General features: G+C 42.1%; 21 protein-coding genes. 12 read left to right on the plus strand and 9 right to left on the minus strand.

The annotated features are described in order from the left end of the window. Nucleotides 1-54: 54 nt before the first annotated feature. Nucleotides 55-666 (minus strand): TetR/AcrR family transcriptional regulator, encoded by a 612-nt coding sequence (locus HRU23_17360; GenBank protein ID NRA55909.1) that lies wholly within the window; start codon nucleotides 664-666, stop codon nucleotides 55-57. A 513-nt stretch (nucleotides 667-1,179) separates the two neighbouring features. On the opposite strand from HRU23_17360, the gene HRU23_17365 reads away from it, so the two are divergent. The 8 genes from HRU23_17365 to HRU23_17400 all read left to right on the plus strand — a co-directional run bounded on the left by HRU23_17365 (nucleotide 1,180) and on the right by HRU23_17400 (nucleotide 13,633). Beyond that, nucleotides 1,180-1,704, plus strand: coding sequence for a hypothetical protein (locus tag HRU23_17365; protein ID NRA55910.1), 525 nt, complete (start codon nucleotides 1,180-1,182; stop codon nucleotides 1,702-1,704). Nucleotides 1,705-1,974: 270 nt separating this feature from the next. Beyond that, nucleotides 1,975-3,138 carry an efflux RND transporter periplasmic adaptor subunit gene (locus HRU23_17370; GenBank protein NRA55911.1) on the plus strand — a complete coding sequence of 388 codons (1,164 nt, stop codon included), beginning with the start codon at nucleotides 1,975-1,977 and terminating at the stop codon, nucleotides 3,136-3,138. Then, nucleotides 3,138-6,218: an efflux RND transporter permease subunit gene (locus HRU23_17375; protein ID NRA55912.1), complete on the plus strand. Its 3,081-nt coding sequence runs from the start codon at nucleotides 3,138-3,140 to the stop codon at nucleotides 6,216-6,218. The genes HRU23_17370 and HRU23_17375 overlap by 1 nt, the downstream gene beginning before the upstream one ends. 507 nt (nucleotides 6,219-6,725) lie before the next feature. Beyond that, nucleotides 6,726-7,919 carry a HAMP domain-containing histidine kinase gene (locus HRU23_17380; GenBank protein NRA55913.1) on the plus strand — a complete coding sequence of 398 codons (1,194 nt, stop codon included), beginning with the start codon at nucleotides 6,726-6,728 and terminating at the stop codon, nucleotides 7,917-7,919. 192 nt (nucleotides 7,920-8,111) lie between these two features. Further along, on the plus strand, nucleotides 8,112-9,911 hold the full coding sequence (locus HRU23_17385; GenBank protein ID NRA55914.1) for a carbohydrate-binding domain-containing protein: 1,800 nt from the start codon (nucleotides 8,112-8,114) through the stop codon (nucleotides 9,909-9,911). 228 nt (nucleotides 9,912-10,139) lie between these two features. Continuing rightward, complete coding sequence (yghU, locus tag HRU23_17390) at nucleotides 10,140-10,997, plus strand: glutathione-dependent disulfide-bond oxidoreductase (GenBank protein ID NRA55915.1); 858 nt, start codon at nucleotides 10,140-10,142, stop codon at nucleotides 10,995-10,997. Between the two features lie 354 nt (nucleotides 10,998-11,351). Then, on the plus strand, nucleotides 11,352-12,530 hold the full coding sequence (locus HRU23_17395) for a DUF1864 family protein (GenBank protein NRA55916.1): 1,179 nt from the start codon (nucleotides 11,352-11,354) through the stop codon (nucleotides 12,528-12,530). Continuing rightward, nucleotides 12,527-13,633, plus strand: coding sequence for an aminotransferase class V-fold PLP-dependent enzyme (locus HRU23_17400; GenBank protein NRA55917.1), 1,107 nt, complete (start codon nucleotides 12,527-12,529; stop codon nucleotides 13,631-13,633). Before HRU23_17395 ends, HRU23_17400 begins: the two co-directional genes overlap by 4 nt. Nucleotides 13,634-13,733: 100 nt before the next feature. Here the strand turns inward: HRU23_17400 and HRU23_17405 are convergent, their stop codons facing one another. The 6 genes from HRU23_17405 to HRU23_17430 form a co-directional block, all read right to left on the minus strand. Then, a complete protein-coding gene (locus tag HRU23_17405; protein NRA55918.1) occupies nucleotides 13,734-14,834 on the minus strand; it encodes an alkene reductase in 1,101 nt (366 codons plus the stop codon). 16 nt (nucleotides 14,835-14,850) lie between these two features. After that, nucleotides 14,851-15,234, minus strand: coding sequence for a lactoylglutathione lyase (gene gloA, locus HRU23_17410; GenBank protein NRA55919.1), 384 nt, complete (start codon nucleotides 15,232-15,234; stop codon nucleotides 14,851-14,853). A 229-nt stretch (nucleotides 15,235-15,463) separates the two neighbouring features. Continuing rightward, on the minus strand, nucleotides 15,464-16,003 hold the full coding sequence (locus tag HRU23_17415) for a hypothetical protein (protein NRA55920.1): 540 nt from the start codon (nucleotides 16,001-16,003) through the stop codon (nucleotides 15,464-15,466). A gap of 344 nt (nucleotides 16,004-16,347) precedes the next feature. After that, on the minus strand, nucleotides 16,348-16,947 hold the full coding sequence (locus tag HRU23_17420) for a DUF1295 domain-containing protein (protein ID NRA55921.1): 600 nt from the start codon (nucleotides 16,945-16,947) through the stop codon (nucleotides 16,348-16,350). Continuing rightward, nucleotides 16,940-17,122 carry a hypothetical protein gene (locus HRU23_17425; GenBank protein NRA55922.1) on the minus strand — a complete coding sequence of 61 codons (183 nt, stop codon included), beginning with the start codon at nucleotides 17,120-17,122 and terminating at the stop codon, nucleotides 16,940-16,942. Before HRU23_17425 ends, HRU23_17420 begins: the two co-directional genes overlap by 8 nt. Next, nucleotides 17,119-18,303, minus strand: coding sequence for an MFS transporter (locus tag HRU23_17430; GenBank protein NRA55923.1), 1,185 nt, complete (start codon nucleotides 18,301-18,303; stop codon nucleotides 17,119-17,121). The genes HRU23_17425 and HRU23_17430 overlap by 4 nt, the downstream gene beginning before the upstream one ends. Before the next feature lie 309 nt (nucleotides 18,304-18,612). Between HRU23_17430 and HRU23_17435 the strand changes: the two genes are divergently transcribed. Genes HRU23_17435 through HRU23_17445 form a run of 3 tightly spaced genes read left to right on the plus strand, consistent with a single transcriptional unit; the run spans nucleotide 18,613 to nucleotide 22,020 of the window. Next, nucleotides 18,613-20,658: a TonB-dependent receptor gene (locus HRU23_17435; GenBank protein ID NRA55924.1), complete on the plus strand. Its 2,046-nt coding sequence runs from the start codon at nucleotides 18,613-18,615 to the stop codon at nucleotides 20,656-20,658. Between the two features lie 6 nt (nucleotides 20,659-20,664). Beyond that, nucleotides 20,665-21,684 carry a class I SAM-dependent methyltransferase gene (locus HRU23_17440; GenBank protein ID NRA55925.1) on the plus strand — a complete coding sequence of 340 codons (1,020 nt, stop codon included), beginning with the start codon at nucleotides 20,665-20,667 and terminating at the stop codon, nucleotides 21,682-21,684. Between the two features lie 27 nt (nucleotides 21,685-21,711). Then, on the plus strand, nucleotides 21,712-22,020 hold the full coding sequence (locus HRU23_17445; protein ID NRA55926.1) for a hypothetical protein: 309 nt from the start codon (nucleotides 21,712-21,714) through the stop codon (nucleotides 22,018-22,020). Between the two features lie 204 nt (nucleotides 22,021-22,224). Here the strand turns inward: HRU23_17445 and HRU23_17450 are convergent, their stop codons facing one another. Then, on the minus strand, nucleotides 22,225-23,442 hold the full coding sequence (locus HRU23_17450) for an MFS transporter (GenBank protein NRA55927.1): 1,218 nt from the start codon (nucleotides 23,440-23,442) through the stop codon (nucleotides 22,225-22,227). Then, complete coding sequence (locus HRU23_17455) at nucleotides 23,432-24,415, minus strand: helix-turn-helix transcriptional regulator (GenBank protein NRA55928.1); 984 nt, start codon at nucleotides 24,413-24,415, stop codon at nucleotides 23,432-23,434. The genes HRU23_17450 and HRU23_17455 overlap by 11 nt, the downstream gene beginning before the upstream one ends. Nucleotides 24,416-24,824: 409 nt before the next feature. On the opposite strand from HRU23_17455, the gene HRU23_17460 reads away from it, so the two are divergent. Continuing rightward, entirely contained in the window at nucleotides 24,825-24,977 is a 153-nt protein-coding gene (locus HRU23_17460; GenBank protein ID NRA55929.1) for a transposase, read from the plus strand. Nucleotides 24,978-25,194: the final 217 nt, after the last annotated feature.

Raw genomic sequence — 25,194 nt, forward strand, 5'->3', positions numbered from 1 at the left:
GGTTAGTGTGTTGAGGTTGATGTAATACAGCGACATAAGCCTCAACTCTTAAACTTATTTAATTTGATAACCGCGAATAAACATTGCCACGGTGTTCTCAATGTACTGATTGATTTGGTCGGGGCTATTGGTTGTTTCAACGTTAAATTCGAGCTGGATGCAAATCTCGCCTTTTATCGCACACAAGAATTGCACGGCGGCATGACGGGTATTGTCGATATCAAGCAAGCGGCGTTTAACAAATTCACGCATTACCTTGTCAAGCTCATTAATCATCCGTTCTGGGCCTGCTTCATAAAACAACCGCGAGACATGGGGGTATGTGACAGACTCGGCAACACAGGTTCGATGCATTTCTACCGCAGCTTGCGACGTCATCAGCGCAATAAAATTTGTCGCAATTTCAGTTAAGGCCTGTTGCGGGTTATCGAGCTTATCATTAACTAAGTCAACGATATTATGCGCAATGCACTTACAGCTAATGGCATCGGTAAATAATTCATCTTTACTACCAAAATGGCTATAAACAGTTTGCTTTGACACCCCAGCTTGCTTAGCAACTTGTTCCATACTGGTCGCAGCGAAGCCTTTTTCGCAAAACAATTCGGTGGCTGCGTGTTGGATTAACGCCCGTTTTTCTTCACTTTTGGTTCTAAGTTTACTCATATCTCTCGCTTTTAACAAAACTAGACTGTCCAGTATGATCAATAGTGGGCTGTCTATTGCCATAGGTTACGTTATTACTTCGGATATTGCCATGGTGACCGCGTTTTTTCAAAAGTACCTATGATCCCAGCAACACCCTGTAATTAATGACGTTATATATTAGCTTTACCATAAGCTTGTACGCTAAGTGATTGCTCGTAATCTTGTTTGATGATGGTTTAACGGTTGCTAACACTTTGATTTTTATAAACACGTAAAAATATCTCTCACGTTCTGCTCAAATTAACTAAACTAAACACGATTAAAATCAGGACAATCGGTTGGTTAAATTGTCCAGTTCTCTTTAAATGACCTATTACCTCCAGCCAACAAACGATTTCACAATCAACAGATAACAGTCACTAAAATGGAGACCTATTGCCAATTGCACGCTAGCACTGTTAATTCAACCACAACAAGTCGGTCGCTCTTTACTAATATTTAAAATAATTAACTAATATAAGGAACATATTAATGAACAGAACTAATGTTTTAGGCATCGTAGTTTTATCTCTGAGTTTAGTTTCAGCAACGGCCAATGCTGTAACCCCGGGTACTTATACTGCGATCACAGGTTTCGCAAAAACACTCTCTGTTACTGAAACAGAACAATTAGGATACTTTCGCGTTATATTAATCAATAGCAACCCGGCAATAACAAGAAAGCGACATATTGAGCTTAAAGGCGTAATGAAAGGTTTATTAAATCCCGATTACAGCTTAAGTCACACTTTTGTGAATAAAAAACGTAAAGGGGTGATGTATACCGCTGGCGATTCAATCACGCAAGTTTACGCCGGTGACCCATATTGTTCAGATAATGTAACGCCTTTTAAAGTTCAACAAACATTAACCATTGTTGCTGGCACAGGTAAATACTCAAACGTGCTGCCCGGCAGTACGATTGTGGTAACTGGCACCATCAATAACTGCCCTAATTTAAGTAAATATGGCCGTAATAATTTTGAAGTTACTGGCGGCACAGTAACGTTTCAGTGAGTTAATCTGAGTTATACCTTGAGATCAAAAACGTAATGTTCGCTGTAATGTGGATCAGTTTAGAGCTGATCCGCATTTTTTATTTTCAGGGTAACGTTTGATCTGATTTCACCAATATTTGTAGCGCGATTTTTTGGCTAAGTGTACATTCAATACTGTTGTAATTTCACTCACATCACTCATTCTTTAATCAAACTAGACAGTCCAGTTTGATTAATTTAGAATGGAATTATTAGTTCCATAGATTACGATATTACATAGGATATTGCCATGCAGACCGCGTTTTTTTCAAAAGTATATATTGCGAATCGGCGCAAGCTGTCATTAATTACGATTATGCTAGGGACCAGCCTGATTGTCACTGGTTGTGGTGATTCACAAGCCCAAGCGCCGAGTGAAAGTCCTTATGCTCATCAAGCAAGTAGCGATATATTAAGCCAGCAATCACAATATTTGGTTAAGCGTAAATTTATTGGTAAAGTCCAGGCTAAGCAAAATGCTAATCTTGGTTTTGAACAAGCCGGTAAAGTAACCGCCATTTTTGTTGATGAAGGTAAATTAGTCAAACAAGGTGATATTCTCGCGCAGCAAGATACTAAATTGCTGTTAATTGAACGCAAGGATCTTCAAGTTCAGTTAAGCCAAAATAAAGCAGATCAAAAATTACTTGCTACCAATCTGCGCCGAGTAACAACCCTCAACAAAAAGAATTACTCCTCGGCGCAAAGTCTTGATGAATTGCAAACCAAACAGCAAGTACTTACTTTATCGGCCCAACGGATCAAAACCAATTTAAGCGCCAACCAAATAAAAATAGCCAAGTCTAGCCTGCTCGCCCCTTTTGATGCCGTGATCAGTAAACGTTTTATTTCGATCGGTGAAGTTGTTGCCGCCGGCACGCCAGCGATCAATACATTGCAAACATCCAAACCCGAAATTAAAGTCGGCGTGCCTGTCGCATTAGCCCAACAGCTCAAATTAAATCAATTATTTACTGTCACTATTGCTCAGCAGGCACATCAGGCAACGTTATTAACTAAAGGCTTAGATGTCGACCCACAAACCAGAACCGTTCAACTGCGTTTTAAACTAAACAATAACTCGCCTTTAATTAACGGCCAACTGGCTTATTTGAACTTGAACCAGACTAATAAAAATGTCGGTTATTGGGTGCCTATTTCCGCCCTTACCGATGGAGTTCGTGGTTTGTGGAATCTCTATATTTTGCAACCACAGCAACAAGCCGCGTTATTCACCTTGCAAAGCCGTAATGTCGAAGTTTTATACCTCACCCAAGAAAAGGCTTACATCAGTGGTGCAATAAATGATGGCGAACGCTACCTTTCCGCGGGTCTGCACCGCCTAGTACCCGGCCAGTTAGTCACCAGTGGCGATGTTTTAGCAAATAGTATCGCACTGGCGGAGCAACAATAATGTTAAAAGCCTTTATTGAAAATGGTCGATTATTGGCATTAATGATTATTGTGTTAATTGTTGCTGGTTTGGGCGCGTTATCAACCTTACCTCGTACTGAAGATCCGCGCATAACGAACCGAGTCGCCAGTGTTTTTACAGCCTTGCCTGGTGCCAGCGCCGAGCGAGTTGAAACCCTTGTCACCGAGCTCATTGAAAGTAAGTTAAGTAAGTTATCGCAAATAAAAAACATTACTTCAACCTCGCGGCCAGGTGTATCACTGGTAAAAATTGAACTAAAAGACAGCATCACCGACACCGTACCAATTTGGTCACGGGCGCGCGACCTGCTTAATGATGTCACGCCATCATTACCCAGCGCCGCGTCAGTACCACGACTCGATGATGACCGAGGTTACGCATTTACCATGTTAATTGGCTTAAAGTGGGCCGGCAGCGGCGATGCCAACTTAGCCATTCTCGGTCGTTATGCTAAAGAGTTAAAAAACATGTTACGTACGGTTGGCGGAACCGATTTTGTGGATGTTTATGGCGAACCAGAAGAAGAAATTCTGTTGGAAATAGACCCAGACCGTATTGCCAGCATGGGATTGTCGGTCGCCGATATCGCTCAGCACCTTGCGGCATCGGATGCTAAGGTTAGCGCTGGCAAACTTGTTAATCCATATAACCAATTACAGGTTGAATTAACGGGTGATTTCGATTCAGTAAATCGGATACGCCAAGTACCATTAGTTAATGACCAGCACGGTTATATTACCCGAGTCGCTGATATCGCAACGGTCAGTCGCCACATTAAGTCACCAGCCACTGAGCTAGTCAACATCGAAGACCAACCGGCTGTTGTGGTTGGCACCAGAATGCTGCCTAAGCTGCGAATAGATCAATGGAGCAATACGGTTGAACAACGACTTGAACAATTTAGCCAAAATTTACCCAGTAATATTGAACTTGAGATCCTGTTTAATCAAAACAGCTACACCGATACTCGGTTAAAGGAACTGGTCGAGAATATTCTGGTGGGGTTTGGCTTAATCGCCGTGGTGTTACTGCTGTCGTTAGGTTGGCGTTCGGCGCTTGTCGTGACGTTGTCCTTGCCATTAACGGTATTATTTACCCTAAGTGTGATGAAATATTACGGCCTGCCTATTCACCAAATGTCAGTCACCGGACTGGTGGTGGCACTGGGTATTATGGTTGACAATGCTATTGTAATGGTCGACACCATTCAGCAACGCTTGCAACAAGGTGCCAAAGCCACTGCTGCGGTAATTTCAACCCTAAAACATTTATGGCTGCCTTTATTAGGATCAACCCTGACAACAATTTTGGCCTTTATGCCTATCGTTCTAATGCCCGGGCCTGCGGGTGAATTTGTCGGTGGCATTGCACTAAGCGTGATCTTTTCTTTAATTGGCTCTTACATTATTTCCCATGTCATTGTCTCGACGTTAGCGGGACGTTTTGTCCGAGTCAATAACGCAAGCAAGCAGCGTTGGTATCACAACGGCGTGCGGCTCGAGCGCGTTAGTAAGCTATTTAGACGCTCGTTGGCGATGGTACTTCGCGCGCCACGCACTGCAATTGCCTTAGTGTTTATTTTACCTTTGACAGGATTTATGTTGGCGGGACAGTTACAAGAGCAGTTTTTCCCAGCGTCTGATCGCGATATGTTTCATATTGAGCTCAACTTGCCGTCACAAAGCAGTATTTTACAAACCGAAACAGTGACCAAGCAAATCAGCGCCGTGTTAAACCAGCAATCAGGTATAAAGGATGTGCGTTGGTTTATTGGTAACAATGCGCCCTCTTTCTATTACAACATGGTGCCACGCAATGAAGGCGCGGCTAATTTTGCCCAGGCGATGATCACCGCGCACGACTATCAGGCGGCTAACCGGCTAATTCCTCAGCTGCAACAACAGCTCGATCAGCAATTTCCATTTGCCCAAATATTAGTTAGAAAACTTGAACAAGGCCCTCCGTTTAATGCGCCCGTTGAAATGAGACTTTATGGTTCTAATCTCAATACCTTAAAAATATTAGGGCTTGAACTGCGCCGTATACTGTCGACTACCGAGGATGTTATTCATACACGAGCGACCTTACAACCTGGCACACCGAAAGTCAGGCTGAAAATCAACGAAGACGCAGCTCAACTGTCAGGTATGTCACTTAACGCGATAGCTGCGCAGTTACAATCGGCATTACAGGGGCAAACTGGCGGTTCAGTTATCGAAGCGACCGAATCAATTCCAGTACGAGTACGTTTAGGCAGTGATAACCGCCAAGATATTGAAGACTTATATAACTTAAACCTTATCTCAGGTGACGGTCAGACGAGCATACCGTTGTCAGCAATTTCAAGCTTAAGCATTAAGCCTAGCCTTGGCGCTATTCCTCACCGCAACAATAGTCGGGTTAACGTGATTGAAGGCTATATTCGCGCGGGGATATTACCTTCAATTGTGGTCAAACGATTGCAAATTGAATTAGAAAAACAACAATTTACCCTGCCAGCAGGTTACCGCTTGGAATTTGGCGGTGAGGCGGCCAAACGCAACAATGCAATAGGCAATTTAATGGCCAGTATAGGGGTTATTATGACCCTGCTTATTACCATTATAGTGTTACTTTTTAATTCATTTAGACTCGGTGGTTTAATTTTCCTTTCTGCCTTTCAATCAATTGGCCTAGGATTACTCAGTGTATATCTGTTTAATTACCCGTTTGGCTTTACCGTGATTATTGGTTTATTAGGCTTAATGGGATTAGCGATTAATGCCGCGATTGTGATAGTCGCTGAACTAAAAACAAACCCGCAAGCGATGGCTGGTGATAGCGATGCGATCATCGATGCCGTATTAAGTTGTACCCGCCATATTACCTCAACAACGATCACCACCGTTGGTGGATTTTTACCGCTGATCTTAGCGGGCGGTGGCTTTTGGCCACCCTTTGCCGTGGCTATTGCGGGCGGCACCGTATTAACCACGTTATTATCATTTTACTTTGTGCCAGCGGCCTTTAAACTGCTAATGCGCCATAAAACGGTGAGTGCCGCGGCTTCGTTAGCCTAAAATGTAAGGTGCCGAGTTAGTATATCGTCGGCATTGAACTAAGGTTCTGTTGTTTTACGAGCGGTATTACTGCAAAAAGGCCATCGAATATTAACGGTTACTGTAATGCGCTAACGCTATTAGTTAGTGCATTACATGACGTATTACTGCAATAACGAATATACGTTAGCAGATGGCTATTACTGTTTGCCGCTACGTTATTGCTCTACTCTCGCTAACACAACGCCCATTCCAATAAACAAAGAACCAATTCGACCATCTGTACAGTAGCTTTAAATCACCCTGACGCCACCACATTTAAACAACCTTTATTAAAGGGCTAATTTCACTACAACTGATTCCATGCAAAGGCATTGCCCCTTCGGGTTGCTCACCACCGCCGCATAATTTATTCTCTTTTTTCTTATTATCAATAATGATAAATTCTGATTTTTTCTACTAGAATTAGACAGAGGTACTTGTAGTGTTAGTGATGTAGTGAATTTGGGTTTGACTAAGGTTATAACCATGGCTGATTCGTCCTTTTTTGAAAATAGTAATTTTATGCCACATGGTATGTGCTACTTATGGCAACCCGACATTCTCTGGACATCGGTGATCTCTGATGTATTGACTGCGCTTGCTTATTTCTCGATTACCATCGCTGTCATTATATTTGTTAGAAAACGCGAAGACTTACCTTATCCTTGGTTTTTTATCTTAGTTGGATCCATTATATTTCTGGCTTGCGGTTCATCACACCTCGTTAGCGCTATTATCATCTGGAAGCCAATTTATGGCATTTCAGCAATGATTAAAGCCATAACCGCATTCACCTCGGTTATGGCAGGTATTATCATTTGGTTTGTGATCCCAATATTCCTTAAATTACCCAGCCCCTCAATGCTAGAAAAGAAGAACCAACAACTGCAAGAGTCTCTAAAGAAATTAAAAATTGCACAATTATCATTAATCGAGTCGGAGAAAATGGCCTCTTTAGGGGGGCTTGTAGCGGGCATAGCACATGAAATTAACACGCCTATCGGCATTGCTATAACAGCCTCATCTCACCTTAGCGATAGAACTAGGACACTTTCTAAACAATTTAAACTCAACAAGGTTACCCGCGAAAATTTTGATCATTACATCGAAGATACAACCAGCTGTGCCGAGATCTTAAATACTAATTTAAGACGTTCGGCAGAGTTAGTGAATAGCTTCAAACTAGTGGCTGTTGATCAATCAAACAAAAATTTACGTTTATATAATGTTAAAGAATATACCGAGAAGATCCTAGCTAGCCTAAAGCCAGCACTTAAGAAGATTGATTGCCAAATAACCTTACACTGTAGTAGCAAAATATCTCTTTGGGGAGATCCCAGCGACCTCACTCAAATTATCACCAACTTAGTCATGAACTCATTAACCCACGGTTTTGAACATGCTACATCTGGTAATATCGGGCTGGATTTTTCAATTTCGGATCAGTACCTTAATTTTACCTATAATGACTCTGGCAGTGGTATTAGTGCCGAAAATATTGAAAAAATATTTGACCCGTTTTTTACCACTAAACGTGGTAAAGGAAGTAGTGGTTTAGGCATGCACATTGTATACAATTTAGTTACCCAATCCTTAAATGGTACGATTGAATGTGCCAATAGACCAGAGGGTGGCATTGAGTTCACTTTAAAACTGCCACTTACTGACCAGCCGCCATAAAAATAATTATTTAAAGATTACCTGACTGGATTAAAAATTTAACAGTGCGGCATTTTTCAAGATAGCTGTCGTCTAAATATCCAGACATTAAGATGCAAATGTGTATTATTTGTGTTTTTACTCCCGTTGATATTACTTATCGAGTGACTTGTTATAACCTCTATGAAATTTACCTTTATCTAGAGGATACCAATGAAAACAAAAGCTATTTTATTGTTAGTCACCCAACTAAGTCTGGTTACAGGTCTTGCTTCGTGTGGCGCAAGTGATGAACAAACATCCACCAACGAAGGCGTAACGACCACTGACAGTACTAATGAGAGCTCCGACGTTAGCAGTACTGACGACGCTGCCAATGATCAAAGCGCTGATTCAGAACAGCAAACGGTATCTGCAACAGATTACTTTATCACGCCAGCGGGTCACGAACAGGCTACTGATTATCAATGGGATAGTAATAACGAAGTACTGATCGAGTTTGCGGGTGATTCAATCACTATTGATGGCACTGGTGCCACGGCCAATGGCAGCATTTTGGAAATAACCTCTGCTGGTACTTACCGCTTAACAGGTTCTTTATACAACGGCCAAGTTATTGTCGATACCGACGATGAAGACGTTGTCCGATTGATTTTAGATAATGCTGATATCACCAACGAGTCAAATGCCCCGATTTATGTCAAAAGCGCCGAAAAAGCTATTATTATTCTCAGTGCAGGCACTTATAACACGCTAACGGATGCGAGCGATTATCTCTTTGAGGGTGATGACGATGAGCCTAATGCCGCGTTGTTTAGTAAAGATGATTTAACCATTACCGGAACAGGCTCTTTAACCGTTAACGCCAACTTCAATGATGGTATCACCAGTAAAGACGGCTTAATTATTAACAACGGCAATATAACCGTCGTTGCTCAAGACGATGCTATTCGTGGCAAAGACTACCTGATTATCAATGATGGTAATATCACCGTTGATGCCCAAGGTGATGGCTTTAAATCTGACAATGAAAATGCCGATAAAGGTTATATTTCAATTTCTGCAGGCACCTTTGAGATAACATCGGCGGCTAATGCAATTCAAGCTAAGTCCAATATTCAAATCAGCAATGGTAGTTTTACGCTGACATCTGGTAGCGGCAACAATGAAAGTCTTGCTAGTGACGCCTCAGCAAAAGGGTTAAAAGCGACCGTTAATATCTTTATCGACGATGGTAGCTTTACCATCGATTCTGCAGACGATGCCATCCACTCCAATAACGGTATTACGATCAATGGAGCCAGTTTTGCGATAGCCGCGGGTGATGACGCAATTCACGCCGATGCCAAGATCATAATTAACGACGGCGATATTAATATTTCCAAGTCTTACGAGGGAATAGAAAGTGGTGTCGTTATTATTAATGGCGGGCAGATCCGTTTAATCGCCAGCGATGACGGTATAAATATCGCAGGTGGTACCGATGCTTCTGGTTTCACACCGGGTGGACAAAGTAGTGGTAATAGCGATTATTATTTGCAAATAAATGATGGCTATACTGTCGTTAACGCCAGTGGCGATGGCTTAGACTCTAATGGCAATATCGAGATGACTGGCGGTACTGTGATAGTTAATGGCCCAACCGAGAACATGAATGGCCCCCTTGATTACGATGGCACATTTGACATTTCTGGTGGTTTGCTCGTTGCTGTTGGCAGCTCTGGTATGGTTCAGGCGCCTAGTTCAGACTCAAGCCAGCGCTGGCTTGGCGTTACGTTTGGCACCCAGTCGGCTGGCCAACTTGTCTCGATTATCGATAATGATGGCGCTGAACTGCTGACCTTTGCACCAGAGAAAAATTACCAATCGCTGGTGTTCTCTTCACCACAGTTAACTAATGAAGAAAGCTATGACCTATACTTTGGCGGCAGCTCAACAGGCAGCCAAGAAGACGGTTTATACCAATCTGGCACCTACAGTGGCGGCACCCTAACCTATACATTTACTGATTAAGCGAGCAGTAACTAATAAAAAACGGCATGTTTTTCACTCATTTGGGCGGAAAACATGCCGTTTTATGTTTAATCCTCACTATTTTTATCAATGACTCTTAATACCAATCTTCTATTTTAATAAATTGCCCCCATATAGATCATTATGATAACGGCCAAATTGGCTAAAAAATCAAAAGATAATCAGCTAGACTGAATCTGCGTAACACGACACCAACGAGGAAACAAAATGGACAATCAGTATGTACCACCTAAAGTTTGGACCATGGATAGCGAAAATGGCGGTGAATGGGCGAGTATTAACCGCCCTGATTCTGGCGCGAGGCATCAACAAGATCTGAGCGTTGGTTCTCATCCATTGCAGCTTTATTCTCTGGCGACCCCTAACGGCCAAAAAGTAACCATCATGTTAGAAGAGCTGCTAGCCCTTGGTGTTAGTGACGCTGAGTATGATGCTTATTTAATTAAAATTGGTGATGCCGATCAGTTCTCTTCTGGCTTTGTTGGGGTAAACCCAAACTCTAAAATTCCGGCCTTGGTCGATCGTTCAACAGACACCCCGATTAATGTATTCGAATCAGGGGCTATTTTGCTATATTTGGCCGAGAAATTTGGCCATTTTTTACCGCAAGATCTCAACTCTCGCACCCAAGTGATGAATTGGTTGTTTTGGCTGCAAGGCTCTGCACCTTACCTTGGCGGCGGATTTGGTCATTTCTATGCGTACGCACCTGAAAAATTTGAATACCCAATTAATCGTTTTTCAATGGAAGCAAAACGCCAACTTGACGTGTTAGACAAACAGCTGGCCAACAACCCATTTATTGCTGGCGACCAATACAGCATTGCTGACATGGCCATTTGGCCGTGGTATGGCAATTTGGTGCTTGGTAAACTCTATGAAGCTAGTGAGTTTCTTGATGTCGCCAGTTACCCTAATTTACTTCGCTGGGCCACTGAAATATCACAACGTAATGCGGTAAAACGCGGCATTGTGGTTAACCGAGCATGGGGCGAAGAGTCAGAACAATTACTTGAACGCCACAGCGCCGCCGACATCGATAACGTATTAAAGCAGCAATCTTAACCTCGTTATCTATTATGCCCCTAGTCTTGGCTAGCGGGCATAACGTACATGCTAGCAAGTTATTGATTAGTTCGAGCGGTAATCCGTTAACCACTCTCTACCGCTCCTATCAGCTGTCTATTTTTTCTACGCCCAGCATAATAACAATAAGCCTTATTACAAGCCGTGATTAGCGACCATTAATCAATTTTAAACCGCCTATTCTCATCAATAGACATCTCGAATTTTACCAACGCCTTGTGTTACGGCTTGCTCACTCTTGCCCCAACCGCTTGTATCAGCAAACAAACCTGTTATTGTTTATTTTATGCCCAACTTAATTCCAGCGGGCCATCGGATAAAGGGACAGCAATAATGACCGCCAATGTTGAACGATTTGATTTATGGATCCGCACAGAATTTGTCCAGATGAATACCGCGTTAGAACAGCTGTATATTCAACAGACCGATCGCGCTAATGTCACTGGTGTCGGTGATGAAATAAAGACCACTTTGCAAACGCAGGGCACAAATTTAATAAAGGCACTGCTCACTGAGGGCAATACCGATGAAGGCTTTGATGCAGGTTTTGATTTATTAGGTAATGTTGGTTTTTATATGGCCGCTTGTCGCCGTCACGATATCACCGAGCCGAGCAGAGAAGTCAGCTCACCGCTCGTTGAAGCGTCAGCACTGGCTTTGCAATTGGGTGCTTCGCTCGGCGTAACACCGCGTTTTGCCACCGCCCATTTAACCACGCATAACCGCGCTATCAATGGCGTGGCAAAAAGTTTCACCTCGCTTAATGACGAATACATTTTCAATGATTATAACAATCGCGCAGTGCTCGCTTATAAAAGAGCAGCTGATGCACTCTTTCGGATTATACCGTTAGGTATCTCTAACCCTGCGGCCGCCGATTTATTAATCGCGGCCAACGATGCGCTAAAAGACGTGCTCTCGTATAACTCAACCCTGTTCGGCCAATTAGACGTTGACGCATTCTTCTATCAAATAAGGCCCTATTACAAATCTTATCGGGTTGGACAGCATATTTATCGCGGCGCCAATGCTGGCGACTTTTCTGGGATTAATATTATCGATATGATGCTGGGTTTATGCCGTGCCGATCATCCCTACTACTCGCAGCTGTTGGTCGATAAAATGCTCTATATGATGCCCGAGGATCAAAGCCGATTAATGGATTGTATGCGCAGGAAAAGCTTAATGGACCAGATTATTGAGACACCAACAGCATTACACCACTGTGATTGGTATCAGCAGTTTGTGGGCCTTTTCTTAAAAGTTTGCAAAATGCATGGTCGCACAGCCAGCCAGCACCACAATCAATTAGTTGATAAGTTCATCACCAGACCCGCTCAATCGCTCAACGAGCAGCACATGGATAAATTAACGGCCAGTGGTCCGCCGTTGGACGTGTTGCTGCGTTCGCTGGAAACATTGCGAGATCTACGATTGGCTGCACCACGAGATGATATACCCACCCGATACACAGATGTTCAGCGAATTAAAGCCAGTGTGGAGTCAATATGAGATCACGCTTTCACGTTACCGACAATTACTTTTTAAGTCACTCAGTTGGGCTGCAACCTAAAACGACGCAAGCGGCGCTCAACGAAGCAATGCTCACGCCTTGGGCGCAAACCCCAGAGCAAGTTTGGCCACACTGGTTAACAGCGATAGAAGGCTTTACTTTAGCACTGGCTAAACTGCTCAATACCGAAACCGATTTGCTGTGTCCACAGGTCAATTTGTCGAGCGCCTATACCAAAATATTACAGGCGCTACCGTTTGATCCTAAGCGCCCGATAATTTTGATGTCTAAACGTGATTTCCCCAGTATGGTTTTTGTCGCCAGACAAGCCGAGCGATTGGGTTATCAGCTACGTCTGCTCGATGACAATTTTAATGTCCATGATAATCAAGCGTGGCAACGAGTTTTCACCGCAGATGTCGGTTTAGTGTTACTGAGCCATGTTTACTCCAATAGCGGCTGTCGGCTAGATATCGCGCCAATTTGTAAAATGGCCCGCAGCGCCGGTATTGTCACCATCGTAGATATTGCGCAGTCAGTTGGCGTAATGCCGATTGACTGCCAAGTTTGGGATGCTGACTTTATACTGGGTTCGTGCGTAAAATGGCTTTGCGGCGGCCCCGGCGCGGGGTTTTTATGGCTAAAACGCGAAAATGTAGCGCGTTGTAATCCGATAGATGTCGGGTGGTTTTCCCATCAAGATCCGTTTCAATTTGATATTGAGCACTTTAGTTACCACCCTAGCGCCCTGCGATTTTGGGGTGGAACCCCTTCAGTGCTGCCCTACTGTCTGGCTGCTAACAGCATTAACAACACCTTGGCGATAGGTCTAGATAAAATCTATGCGCACAACCGCGATTTAAATGGTCAACTATGGCAAGCGTTGCACGCTGAGCATCTTGTTAGCCCGCGCGATGTAGCGCGTAGCGGTGGTACCACTATTATTGATATGGGTCAGGGGCAAGCGAGTTTTATAAATCGGTTGCAAACACAAGGGATATTGTTTGATCAACGTATTGATGGTGCACGATTTTCGCCGCACATATACAACAATCAGCATGAGTTGAACAAGCTACTTAACTGCTTATACCCAACATCTTAGCGCTATATCGCCGCATCGATAACGTGAACAAATATGCCCGAGTGTTAACTAGCACTCGGGCAAGCGCTTTATTAATAAATACGGATATCAAAATTATCGATTAATTCGCGCTGTAATCTGGGTAGTCAGTTAGTCCCTGCTCTGCCCCACCAAACAATGTGTCAGGATTGTGCGACGCCAGCGGGTAATTATTTTTAATCCGATTAGGTAGATCAGGATTGGCGATAAAAGGTCGTCCAAAACCGATCATATCTGCGACTCCCGTATCGATTGCCTGTGCCGCTTTGTCGTCGTTGTAACGACCCGCATAAATTATCACGCCTTGATATACTTCACGAACCGCAGACTTAAAGGCTTTAGGGGTGTCAGGTGCATCATCCCAGTCGACTTCAGCAATGTGAATATAAACGACCTTATGACGGTTTAGTAGCGCTGCTGCCGCGGCATAGGTTATTGCTGGCGTAGCATCTACTGTGCCATTAAGTGAGGTAAAGGGTGCCAGACGCACGCCAACACGGTCAGCGCCAATGGCGTCGACCACAGCTGTCACCACTTCGCTCAAAAAACGTAGTCTATTTTCAACCGAGCCACCATACTCGTCAGTGCGATCATTGGCCTTAGAATCAATAAACTGATTAATTAAATAACCATTAGCGGCGTGTAACTCAATGCCATCAAATCCTGCAGCAACTGCATTTAATGCCGCTTGGCGGTATTGGCCAATAACATCTTTAATATCTGATTTGGTCATCGCTCGCGGTGTAACCACGTCGACAAAACCAGGTTCGTCAGTACCATTATCAATAAATACTTTTACATTTTCAGCGCTTTTTGCACACGACGAAATAGGCTGTTCGCCGCCAATGTTATCAGGATGAGTAACCCGACCCACATGCCACAGCTGCGCAAAAATCACCCCAGCATTGGCGTGAACCGCCGCCGTTACTTTGCGCCATCCTGCTATTTGCGCTGGGCTATATATGCCAGGCGTCCATGCGTAGCCTTGACCTAAGGCCGAAATTTGAGTGCCCTCGGCTACAATCAAACCAGCAGATGCGCGCTGCGCATAATAATCGGCCATCATTTGGTTGGCAACATTGCCCGGCTGGCTTGCGCGCGAGCGAGTCATTGGAGGCATCACGATCCGATTTTTTAACGTAAGCGTACCCAGCTGCATGGGTTGAAACAGTGTATTGTTCATTGGTATTTCCTACTAATTAGCGAGTCTGGATAAGTTCAATTTGATAGCCGTCTGGGTCGGTAATAAAGGCAATATGGGTTGATCCGCCTTTAACTGGGCCAGGTTGACGCGTGATGTTGGCACCAAGTGCTTTAATTTTGTCACAGGTCGCGTAAATATCATCGACTCCCAAGGCGAGGTGACCAAACGCATTGCCATGCTCGTACTGAGTGGTATCCCAATTGTAGGTCAACTCAATCGTGGTACCGTCAATTTGATCAACATAACCGACAAACACCAAGGTATAGCGATATTGCACGTTGTCTGTTGTTTCCAGTACCGTCATTCCCAGTACCTGGGTATAAAATTCAATTGATTTATCAAGATCACAGACTCTTAACATCGTGTGTAAAAACTTCATAGCTGGCCTTTGCTCCGTAATAATCTCTAATAAACCGTGTGGTTTACTGATGAGGTGATCAAATACAATTTACAGCCAAATGAAATACAAATAAAATTATCATTAATTATAGTTTTGATAATATTTAATTATGAAGTTGATGCGAGAAAATTGGGCAGAACGAGCCATGAATATGACTCGTCATTGGGAAAATTCACTTATCCGGTGCCTAGGTTATCCGAAAGTTAGGTTATTTACGTGACTGGCGAAAATGAGTTCTCAAACGTTTAAAAATACTCAGAGAGTTTCTAATTTTATTCGCTTTATCGAGTTGGCGCTGCTGCTCAGCCGATAGCAACTGTGGTTGATGTTCGCTAATTAATCGTGATAAATGGTACTGCGTAACTTTTTTAGCAATAATCCAATCAGGTCGCCACGTTTGATAACGCAGGGTTGAACGCTCAAAATCCACTAAACTTAACAAGCCTTGTTCGTCAACCAAGATATCGCGGATTGGCATTGAATGGCGTGCAACCCCCGCTGCTAACATCTGCGTTACAATCTTAGTCAGGTCAGATAAATTTATTTCACTAAGCTCGGTCACACTACGACCCGGCAGGCGTGACATAAATAGCGTCGTATTTAGATCTTTAGCCTTAATTAAGCGTGGGACATTATCGACATGCTCCATTCGCAATAAAGCCTCTTTTTCCTGTCGATAGCGATTTTTATAGCCAGAACTTGGCTTAAAAAATTTAGTCACAACGTCATCACTAATTTCTAATAACATTTTATTTGTTTCGTAAATATTTCCAATAACTTCTTTGATAACAGCCTCCTCATTGCTATGCCTCACCAAAGATCCACTTACATTATCAGCACAACCTTGGCCGTTCAACATTCCGTCAAAACAAGTATTTAGTATAGATAAATTAAACACTTATAGAATATAACAATGACCTGTTTATTACTAGTTCATTTTGCGAATCGTCGACATTTCAAGCTAGCTAGCAACAAAGGCTATAATTTTCACAATTTTCATAGCGAAACTTTAATACTCAGCTCCGTACTTAATAAGTCTCAATTGTTATTTACGAGATATTCATTAACAAGCTTATAGCTTGTTACCATCGTTTAAACGCTCAATATTTTATGGTTATTTCGTAAATATCTCGCGGTACAAGCGTAACTCAAAAACCTCGGCGTGCTTTGGCTGTAATCGACATAATCTTGCTGATAAAGCTTCAGTAACATCGGCTCTTCAGCTCGAGGAGCCAATAAAAACCACCCGATAGCAAGCGGGATTAAAAAACACAAAAAGAACGAGTTTGTTAATAATAAATACCCGATCAGCCAGATGATATCACCCACATATTGTGGATTTCTGGTTAAGCTGTAAATACCGGAATTTTGTAATCCATCTTGAGATACCCCAAGTGTTTTCATGATCTTAAAAGTAAACAGTCCTTTAATTGCAATATAAAGACCGACGACAATCAAGCCTGAGCCTAATAACTTTAAGATCAGATAATCGAACTTATAAGAATTCCAATCTAACAGCCCAATAACGGCTATTCCACCCATAAAAATAACAGTAGGTACCCAGTTAATTACCAATTTAAATTTAGATTGCACTGGCGGCCAAAAGCTCACCTTACTAGACACTGTAATAATGATTAATACATTGAGCAGCACTAAACTGCATAACACCATTATAACGATTACATTAAGCATAATTTTTACTCGTCAATAAAATAGAGCGACGCGCGTCGATAAAATATATCAGCGCTGGTAGTAAAACTAAATCAATGACCAAAGCCAACATTAAACCAGACGCCACAGTGATACCAAAAAGCATGTTAGGGGTAAAATTACTAAAGGCTAACAAACCAAAGGTCGAATCATTCATTTGGATACTTCCTGTAATTCCTGAGCCGGAATGCTTAGGCTAATCACACTTACCGCAAACAGCAACAATACCGCTAACATAAATCCCAAGCCTGAATAAGACGACAAAATAAGGCTTTTAGTTAATTGGAATAGCAATGGCCCAAGGGCTAAGCCAGTGAAGAACGCCGCAGACACAAGCCCCGATGCATAGGGCACATCACCAAAACAGTCATGTCGCATAATCATTGCCATCGCTAATGCGTTTGTCGCCACGATAGTGGCTCCAACTCCGATCACTCCGGCATAAATTTGCCAAATTGTTGCTTCGGTAGCCGTAAATGTCAGTATCACAGCCGTGGCGGCAATAATAATCAAAACCAAAATTAAGCCTGCCTCACTATCAAATTTAGTTGATAACGACGTCATAAACATCCGAGAGAAGATCCCCATCAAGCCAAATACAGTGATCAAAAATGCCGCGTCGTCAACTGACATTCCTTGTTCAACGGCAAAACTTGGAACAAAAGTAATAAAAGGCGCTAAAAACAGCCCAGCACAAGCTTGCATCATCATTAATGTGCCGATATGAGAGTTAAACTTCGCTTGACGAACCACTTTAGCTGCACTGGTCTTAGTTGTTTCCCAATCAAATAAAAATGCCACGATTAACATAATAATACTAACGGGAATAACGCAAGAAAATGCAGTGCGCCAGCCCCATTGCTGTGCAAGTAAAGGAAATATCATCCCAGCAACCAGAGCCGACATTTGTACCCCTGCTTGCTTAAATCCCACCATAGCGGCTTTGCTTTTTGTAGGAACTTGCAAAATAATAATTTGGTTTGTTAATGGGTTAGACATTGCCAGTGAAATGCCGCAGATGGCAACAGATACAATCATTAAAATGAAACTGTCAGATCTCACTAGGCAGAAAAATCCGACAGCGACAGCCACAAAATGCAAATAAAGCGAACGCTTGACCCCAATACTTTTCACCCATTTCCCCGCCTTTAAAGACAGTATTGCAGCAACGCCAAAAGCACTAAGAGTGAATCCACTCAACATTTTTGTATCTAAAATTGAATCCGCCACCATATAAGTAGCCAATGCGCCTACGGCATAAAGAATTAATACTGGTAGCGCCATTACCACGACAAGTAAGACGCTTAAACCCCAGATTGGTATTTTTTGTTTATTCATACATTATCCGTTTATTCATAAAATCTCCGTTTAAATCACAGCGAAGGCTTGAAACAACCGATATAAGGTCATAACAATGGCGACAACCTCTGGTTTATTCATGCATCAGCGATGTAACTGGATTTAATAGCCGTTATTTAAGAATAAAAATCACAATAAAAATATAAAATTGCGAGCAGATTTATATCAAGTTACGAACACTCTCAATCGATGTTCTGCATTTGATAGGGTTGCGTTCATCATTTGATATCACAGCATTTCAAACTCTCTATAGTGATGCTTTCTTTATCTATCACTTGGATTTTTAACATGAAATGGACTCACACCACTTTAAGTTTATTGTTGCTTCCTGTCGTAGCCAGCGGCCAACAAAGCACCCCTTTAGAAACAATTGTAATAGAAGCACGTCATTGGAATGAATCGCTGCAAGATATTCCTGCCAGTATAAAAGTGGTTGATTCAAAAGATATTAATGGCTCAGGATTGAATCAAATAGAGCGGTTAATCCAATATACCGCTAATACCACGATTGAAAACTCATCGGTTCAACCACGTATAGTTATTCGTGGTAATGCCTCGCTCGATACCGGTACATCTACTCCTGTCGGCTATATGCTTGACGATGTGTCATTGCCTTTGGGCGTAAAACAAGCAACGGATTGGCTCAATATTGACACCATTGAAATTATCAAAGGCGCGCAAGGTAGCTTCTACGGCAGAAATACCGAGGCAGGTGTTATAAAAGTACAAACTAAAACTCCGGGCTTTGAAACTCAAGCATGGGCTCAATATCGTTACTTACAAACGGATGGCAGTAATAGTTGGGTGTCAGGACATGAGGTAGAGACTGGCGTTTCAGGTGGGGTTGATGACATAGCTGCTTCGTTAAATATGAAATACTTAAGCGCTGACAGCCCTTATTACAACTTGTACCCTCGCTCTAATGATGAAAATAAACTCGAAAAGCTCAACATTGTCGGTGCGCTAACTTATTACCTCGGTAGCGACACTGAAATAAACTTTCGCAGCCACTGGCAAGACAGTGACGGTGGTCGAGCAAAAATGCGTTATTTAACGGGCCAGTTTGCTACCGATGCATTCACGGTTAATTACAGTACCCCAACCGATGATCAACAACGAAGTGCAATTCAATCCTTGCGCATTGACCACGAATTTGGCAATAAAAAACTGACGGCAATCACCGGTTATACCGACTATGCACAAGAATTTGTGATGGATCTAGATACCGGGCCCGCTCCAATACCTGCGACCTTGTCTGATTTTAACGATAAGATGTTATCGCAAGAGTTCCGATTGGCGACTACTGGCGACCCTCGCCTAAAATGGTCAATCGGCACCCATTTTTATCAACAAGATACCGATATTGATTTCACGATGGGAATGCAATCATTGCGCAGAATATCTAGCAATGAGCAACATGGCCTTGCAGGATTTGGCCATGCCCAGTATCAAATTAACTCTCAGTTATCACTGGCTGCGGGGGCTAGAGTCGAACGCATATCGCAAAAGGGCCAACAATCTTTGTCTAATATGATGGTTAATGCAGCCTACTCTGAAAAACTATCCGAAACTCAAGTATTACCAACCATTACCGCCACTTACCATCTAACTCAAGATGCATTACTTTATCTTTCTTGGTCAAATGGTTATTTACCTGGCGGCTTTAATTACAGTTCGGCTACTTCAGCAGAAACATTTACCTATGAAGATGAACATACTACTTCGTATGAGTTTGGCTATAAAAGTAAATGGCTAGACCAAACTATTAACAGTGATTTGAGTGTGTTTTTCAATCAAATCAAAGATAAACAAATGATCGATATTCTTCCTGGTTTTACTCAGAAAATATCCAATGCAGCTAAGGCTGAGATTTACGGGATCGAATACAGCATCAACGCCCGCCTAAATAACCAATGGTCAATATTGGCGAATCTGGGCTGGCAACAAGGTGAAGCAAAAGAACACATCGCACAGGTATTTTTTAACGGCCAGACTGGTACACAAATTTTATCAGACAATTCACTCCCTTACACTCCTGATTTCACATGGGCACTAACAGTCAATTATCAACCAGTATCAGCCATGACAACCCAAATGGTCGTACGCGGTAGTGATAATTATTATTTTGACAGCGCTAATACGCTGGAACAAGATTCTTATGAAGCTGTTGATCTTACGATGACATACCAATTCGATCCTGTCACTGTCACGTTAGCTGCAAATAATATCTTTAATGAATCGGTATTTAGTCGCGCGATTAATACCCCAAACGGGGTCGTGGTTGAAGATACTCAAGAACGCACAATATCGCTAACTGCCAAGTATCAATGGTAATCCCTCATGAATCAGTTAATAACAGGCACACCCGAGCAACACAAATTATTTGATTTAATGTTAGGCCCAATTCGATGGCAGATGGTGCAATTCTCGATCGAGAATAAACTATTTGATCACTTTACCAGCCCCGTGCGGGCAGAAGTCATTGCGGGTCGGCTCAAGCTTCGTCCGCATAAATTAAAGCTGCTGCTCAATGCCTTGGCGGCCCTTAATATATTTGTAAAAGAGGATGATCACTACCATGTCGCGCACTCTTACTTACCTTACCTTAATAGCGGGTCTGAGCAATATTTAGGTGAAACTTTGTCCCATTTAGGCAAGGTAAAGTCAATGAACAGCGCATTTTTAGCAGATGCAATCTGTCTTGAAAAAAAATCTCAGCCTGAGGCTAATAACCATGATTTCGACGTGTGGGAAGAGTCGATTAATGATCTGCGCTGCTTCCATAAAAGCATTCGAAATAGCATTTTACTGCCATTGCTAAAAAAACAACATCAATGGCAAAGTGTTACATCAATTTTAGATCTCGGTGCCGGTTCTATTCAGTTAGCACAAGACATTTTTCTGTCAAAGCCCGAAACTTTGGTTAGCCTGTTCGATCTTCCTGCATGCTGTAATGCACTGAAAAAACAGCTCGATCAGGACTCACCGACTTTAACTGGCAATATCCGCCTTGTCAGCGGCGATATGAATCATGATGATTTTTGCGGTCAATACGGTCTAATTCTGGCGGCTATGTCACTCTATTTCGCCAATAATTTAACCCAATGCATTAAGAAAATTTATGATGCTTTATTACCAAATGGGCTGTTTGTCAGTTTTCATGAGGCACTAAATGAACAACGAACCGGTCCGATATTTCACGTGATAGGTCGCTTACCCGTTGAGCTGGCTAACGGCTCTTTATCATTGCATGCCGGTGAAATTGAATACGCCTTATCCATTAATCAATTTCACAACATCCAATCACAGACCTTATCGACCCCATTTGGTGAAATGTCATTCATCACCGCCACAAAATGACTTATTGGCGCTTTCAGGAGATTTTTTATGTCGTTAAACATAGAGTTATTATACAAATCAGTGATAGGTGATCAATATCCAATACGCACCCCATTTGGGGTGAAACCACTGATTTACACCGATTACACGGCCTCAGGCAGAAGCATTGATTTCATTGAGGACTTTATTCAAACCAAGGTATTGCCTTTTTATAGTAATACCCATTTCGATACATCGTTAATAGGACGACAGATCTCGCTTTTACGACAACAAAATCGGAGTATCATTCGTCAACCAGTTAACGCAACCAGAATACACCATACATTTCAGCAACTTAAGCACCGCCAGCGCCATTAGTCGTTCCATTGATTGATCAAATCTGCCCAAGCAATGTCAAACAAACCCAGTGGTTTACCCTAGCGTGAAGCGAACGTTAACATACATTGTCAGTGGCTGATTATTTAACCTATCAACATAAGTAGATGGATTAAAACACCCACCTACCCTGATTACAAAATTAAAGTGCTGTGACATGATCCAATATCAGGAACCCCGATATAGCTAAGTTTTATGAGATACGTTTAAAAACTTTGGAAGCACTGATATCAAGCTTAATATCAGCGTGATAATAGCTAATCCCATCGCCAAAACGATCGGTAAGTCTGAGGTTTGCTGATAAAGGGTAGCACCCAATAAAGGGCCTGACGCAAATCCTAATCCTTTGCCGATATTATTGATACTGGCAATCCGTGCTTGATTATTCTCGTTACTGTTTAAACTAAGTAAAGCGAGATTAGCAGGAAGCATCAGCCCCATTCCAATGCCTAGTATTGCCATTGCAGCGAGGTACACCGGGAACGTTGAGCCAACATACAATAAATAAAAACCCAGTACCGAAATTAGCGCACCAATAATCAGTAATCTGGCAGGCTGTTTAACTGACGATTTAAAGATGACAGCCTGTACACATGCCATTAAGGCCATTGACGTGCTCATTAATGCTCCGGTGCCTTTTATTGCATCTGACGAGTTATAACCTAAGCCGTCCTGTAATCGTAAACCTGTAATTTGTTGTAACATACCGTAAGCCAGTAGCACGCAAAAAGTGATCAACAGATAGGGATATACCGCGATTAAATCAATGCTGTCGTGAGTTTGATTATTCGCTTGTTGAATGCATCGTTGTTCTGGTAACTTTCTACCGACAGCCAGAAAAATTATTATCATTAAAAACGCAAGTGAGAATAAGGCTATTGTGAAGCCCCCCTGACCAGAGATCATCGCTAGGGTGCCGCCGATAATACTGCCGATACCAAATGTGGCCCCTAACATGCCCATACCCGATGTCCGAGACTGCCGATCAGTAATATCGGCAACATAAGCCTGAGCTGCTGGCATTAATCCAGTAACACCAGCAGCTTGTAATGAACGTAACACAATGAGAGAGCAAAAAAGCACGGATGCACTTAAGCCCCAGCTACGTTCTATATTGAATAAAATTCCGATAAGCAACAAGAAAACTGCAGTACTAATAATCCCGACATGAATCGCTTTTATTCTGCCGGTTTTTTCTATACGTTTGCCCCACCAGGGGGAAAGAAAAATCATCGCCAAAGCTGAAATAGATAAGATAGAACCTGTTTGCATGTCCGTTAAACCAATCGCGCGGCCATAAACGGGAAAACTGATTAAAAACAAGCTGTGTGCAGCTGCATTAGCAAATAAAATACACGCAAGCAGCATGAACTTTTTTTTGGTACTGATGATATTAGTCGTCATGAATAACTCCTTTTGAAAAAAGACGGTTTCGGTATACAACCGGCGTTATTCCTTGTTGTAAACGAAATAATTGTATGAAGTGGCTAGTACTACTAAACCCGCATTGAAAAGCGATATCTGTGATGTTTCGATGCTTATCAGCCAGATATGTTATAGCGAGTTCTAACCTGTACTGCCGTAACCAGCTAAAAACAGTTTTACCGTAGGTTTTTTTAAAACAACGATTGAGTTGGGTATGGCTCATACCTACTTTTTTCGCAATCTTGGCCAGGGTCGGTGGGTTGATGAGCTCTGAAATTAAGATCATTCGTGCTTTATCAATCTGATTATCAGGTTCTCTATTTTTCTCATGCTGATTTTGCGATGCTAAACAGGCTAATGGGTATAACCAATGCGCAATAAGTTCAAGTACCTTGCCTTCGGCTTTCATTCGATCAAAAGGTGTTTTGAGAGGATTTTCAAGCAGTGGTGAAATCCAGTTTTCATTTTGTTGTTGGGCGGCGATTCGAACAATCGGATTTTCCAATATGGCTTTAAATTTTTCATCATTATCGTTATCAAAGAAAAACTCTTTAAGCCGTTTGGTGGAAATTTTTAATACCGCCATTTCATTAAAATGACCAGCAGGACTGTATCGATAAAGAGGATTATCTCGACTATTTATAAGCCAGATATCACCAGGTTTGATGAAATTATTAATTTTTAATGGACAAAAACCCATGTAATTTTTACCTTGCAAGCCAAATACGAGCAAGGTTGTATTGGTCTGGTATTCTATCTTTGATAGATAAGGTTCTTTGAACTGACATAGACTTTTAGTAAAACTTATTTCTTCACACAACTGGAAGCATCGAAATTGGGTTGTTCCTTCCTCTTGAGGTAAATCTATTTGATACCAAGCGAGAGAGTCGTATGATGATTTTCTATGAAGTGCGTTATTTATCTGATGAAATACGTGTGAAGAAACACTCACTTCTCCCTCCCTGTCATTAATCGCAAATGATAATCATTGCGATATAGGGTACAGGGTGTATTTCTGATAATCAATACATTCCCTTGAATGCGACAGGAATAATTATTAGATATATCAACATGAAAATTAACACAATTGATATTAATTTATTTCCCAGTATATTCCCACACAATATGGGACATAACCGAATTGGTTAACAAGTTAGGTATATACCGCTTTATTTACACGACTGGAAAAAATGATAACTTTTCAAACAGTTAAAAATGCTCGCCGAGTTTCTAATTTCATCTGCCTTAGCCTGCTAGCGCTGCTGCTCGGCTGAGAACAACTGTGGTTGAATTAGCCGGACACTTCAATAAAGGATTATAATCCTATTAATTGAGGTGAATATGACTAAACGAACGCATAAATATTACCTGTAGAATTTAAGCAAGAAGCTGTTGCTCTGGCAATTGAACAAAACGACTCAATAGTGCAGGCTGCTGCATCTTTGGGGATTACAGATAAACTGCTTTCTAACTGGGTTAGAAAGCATAAACAACAGGCCCAAGGTGATACCTAGCTATCATCACGGGATTCTATTCGCGCCGTATTATCGGCTGACACATTTCTAAACGCATGACGCGTGATTTGCTCGAAATCGAATGATGTAATGTAGCCCGATTAATGATCACTTCGCCTTGAAGTGATCATTACTTTTTTAAAATAGAACACTCATAACAATCCACTTGATATTTATACGGATATTAGCGCCCATCTCAAACCGTAACTAAGCCAAT

The sequence above is a fragment of the Gammaproteobacteria bacterium genome, assembly GCA_013214945.1.
Taxonomy (GTDB): domain Bacteria; phylum Pseudomonadota; class Gammaproteobacteria; order Enterobacterales; family Psychrobiaceae; genus Psychrobium.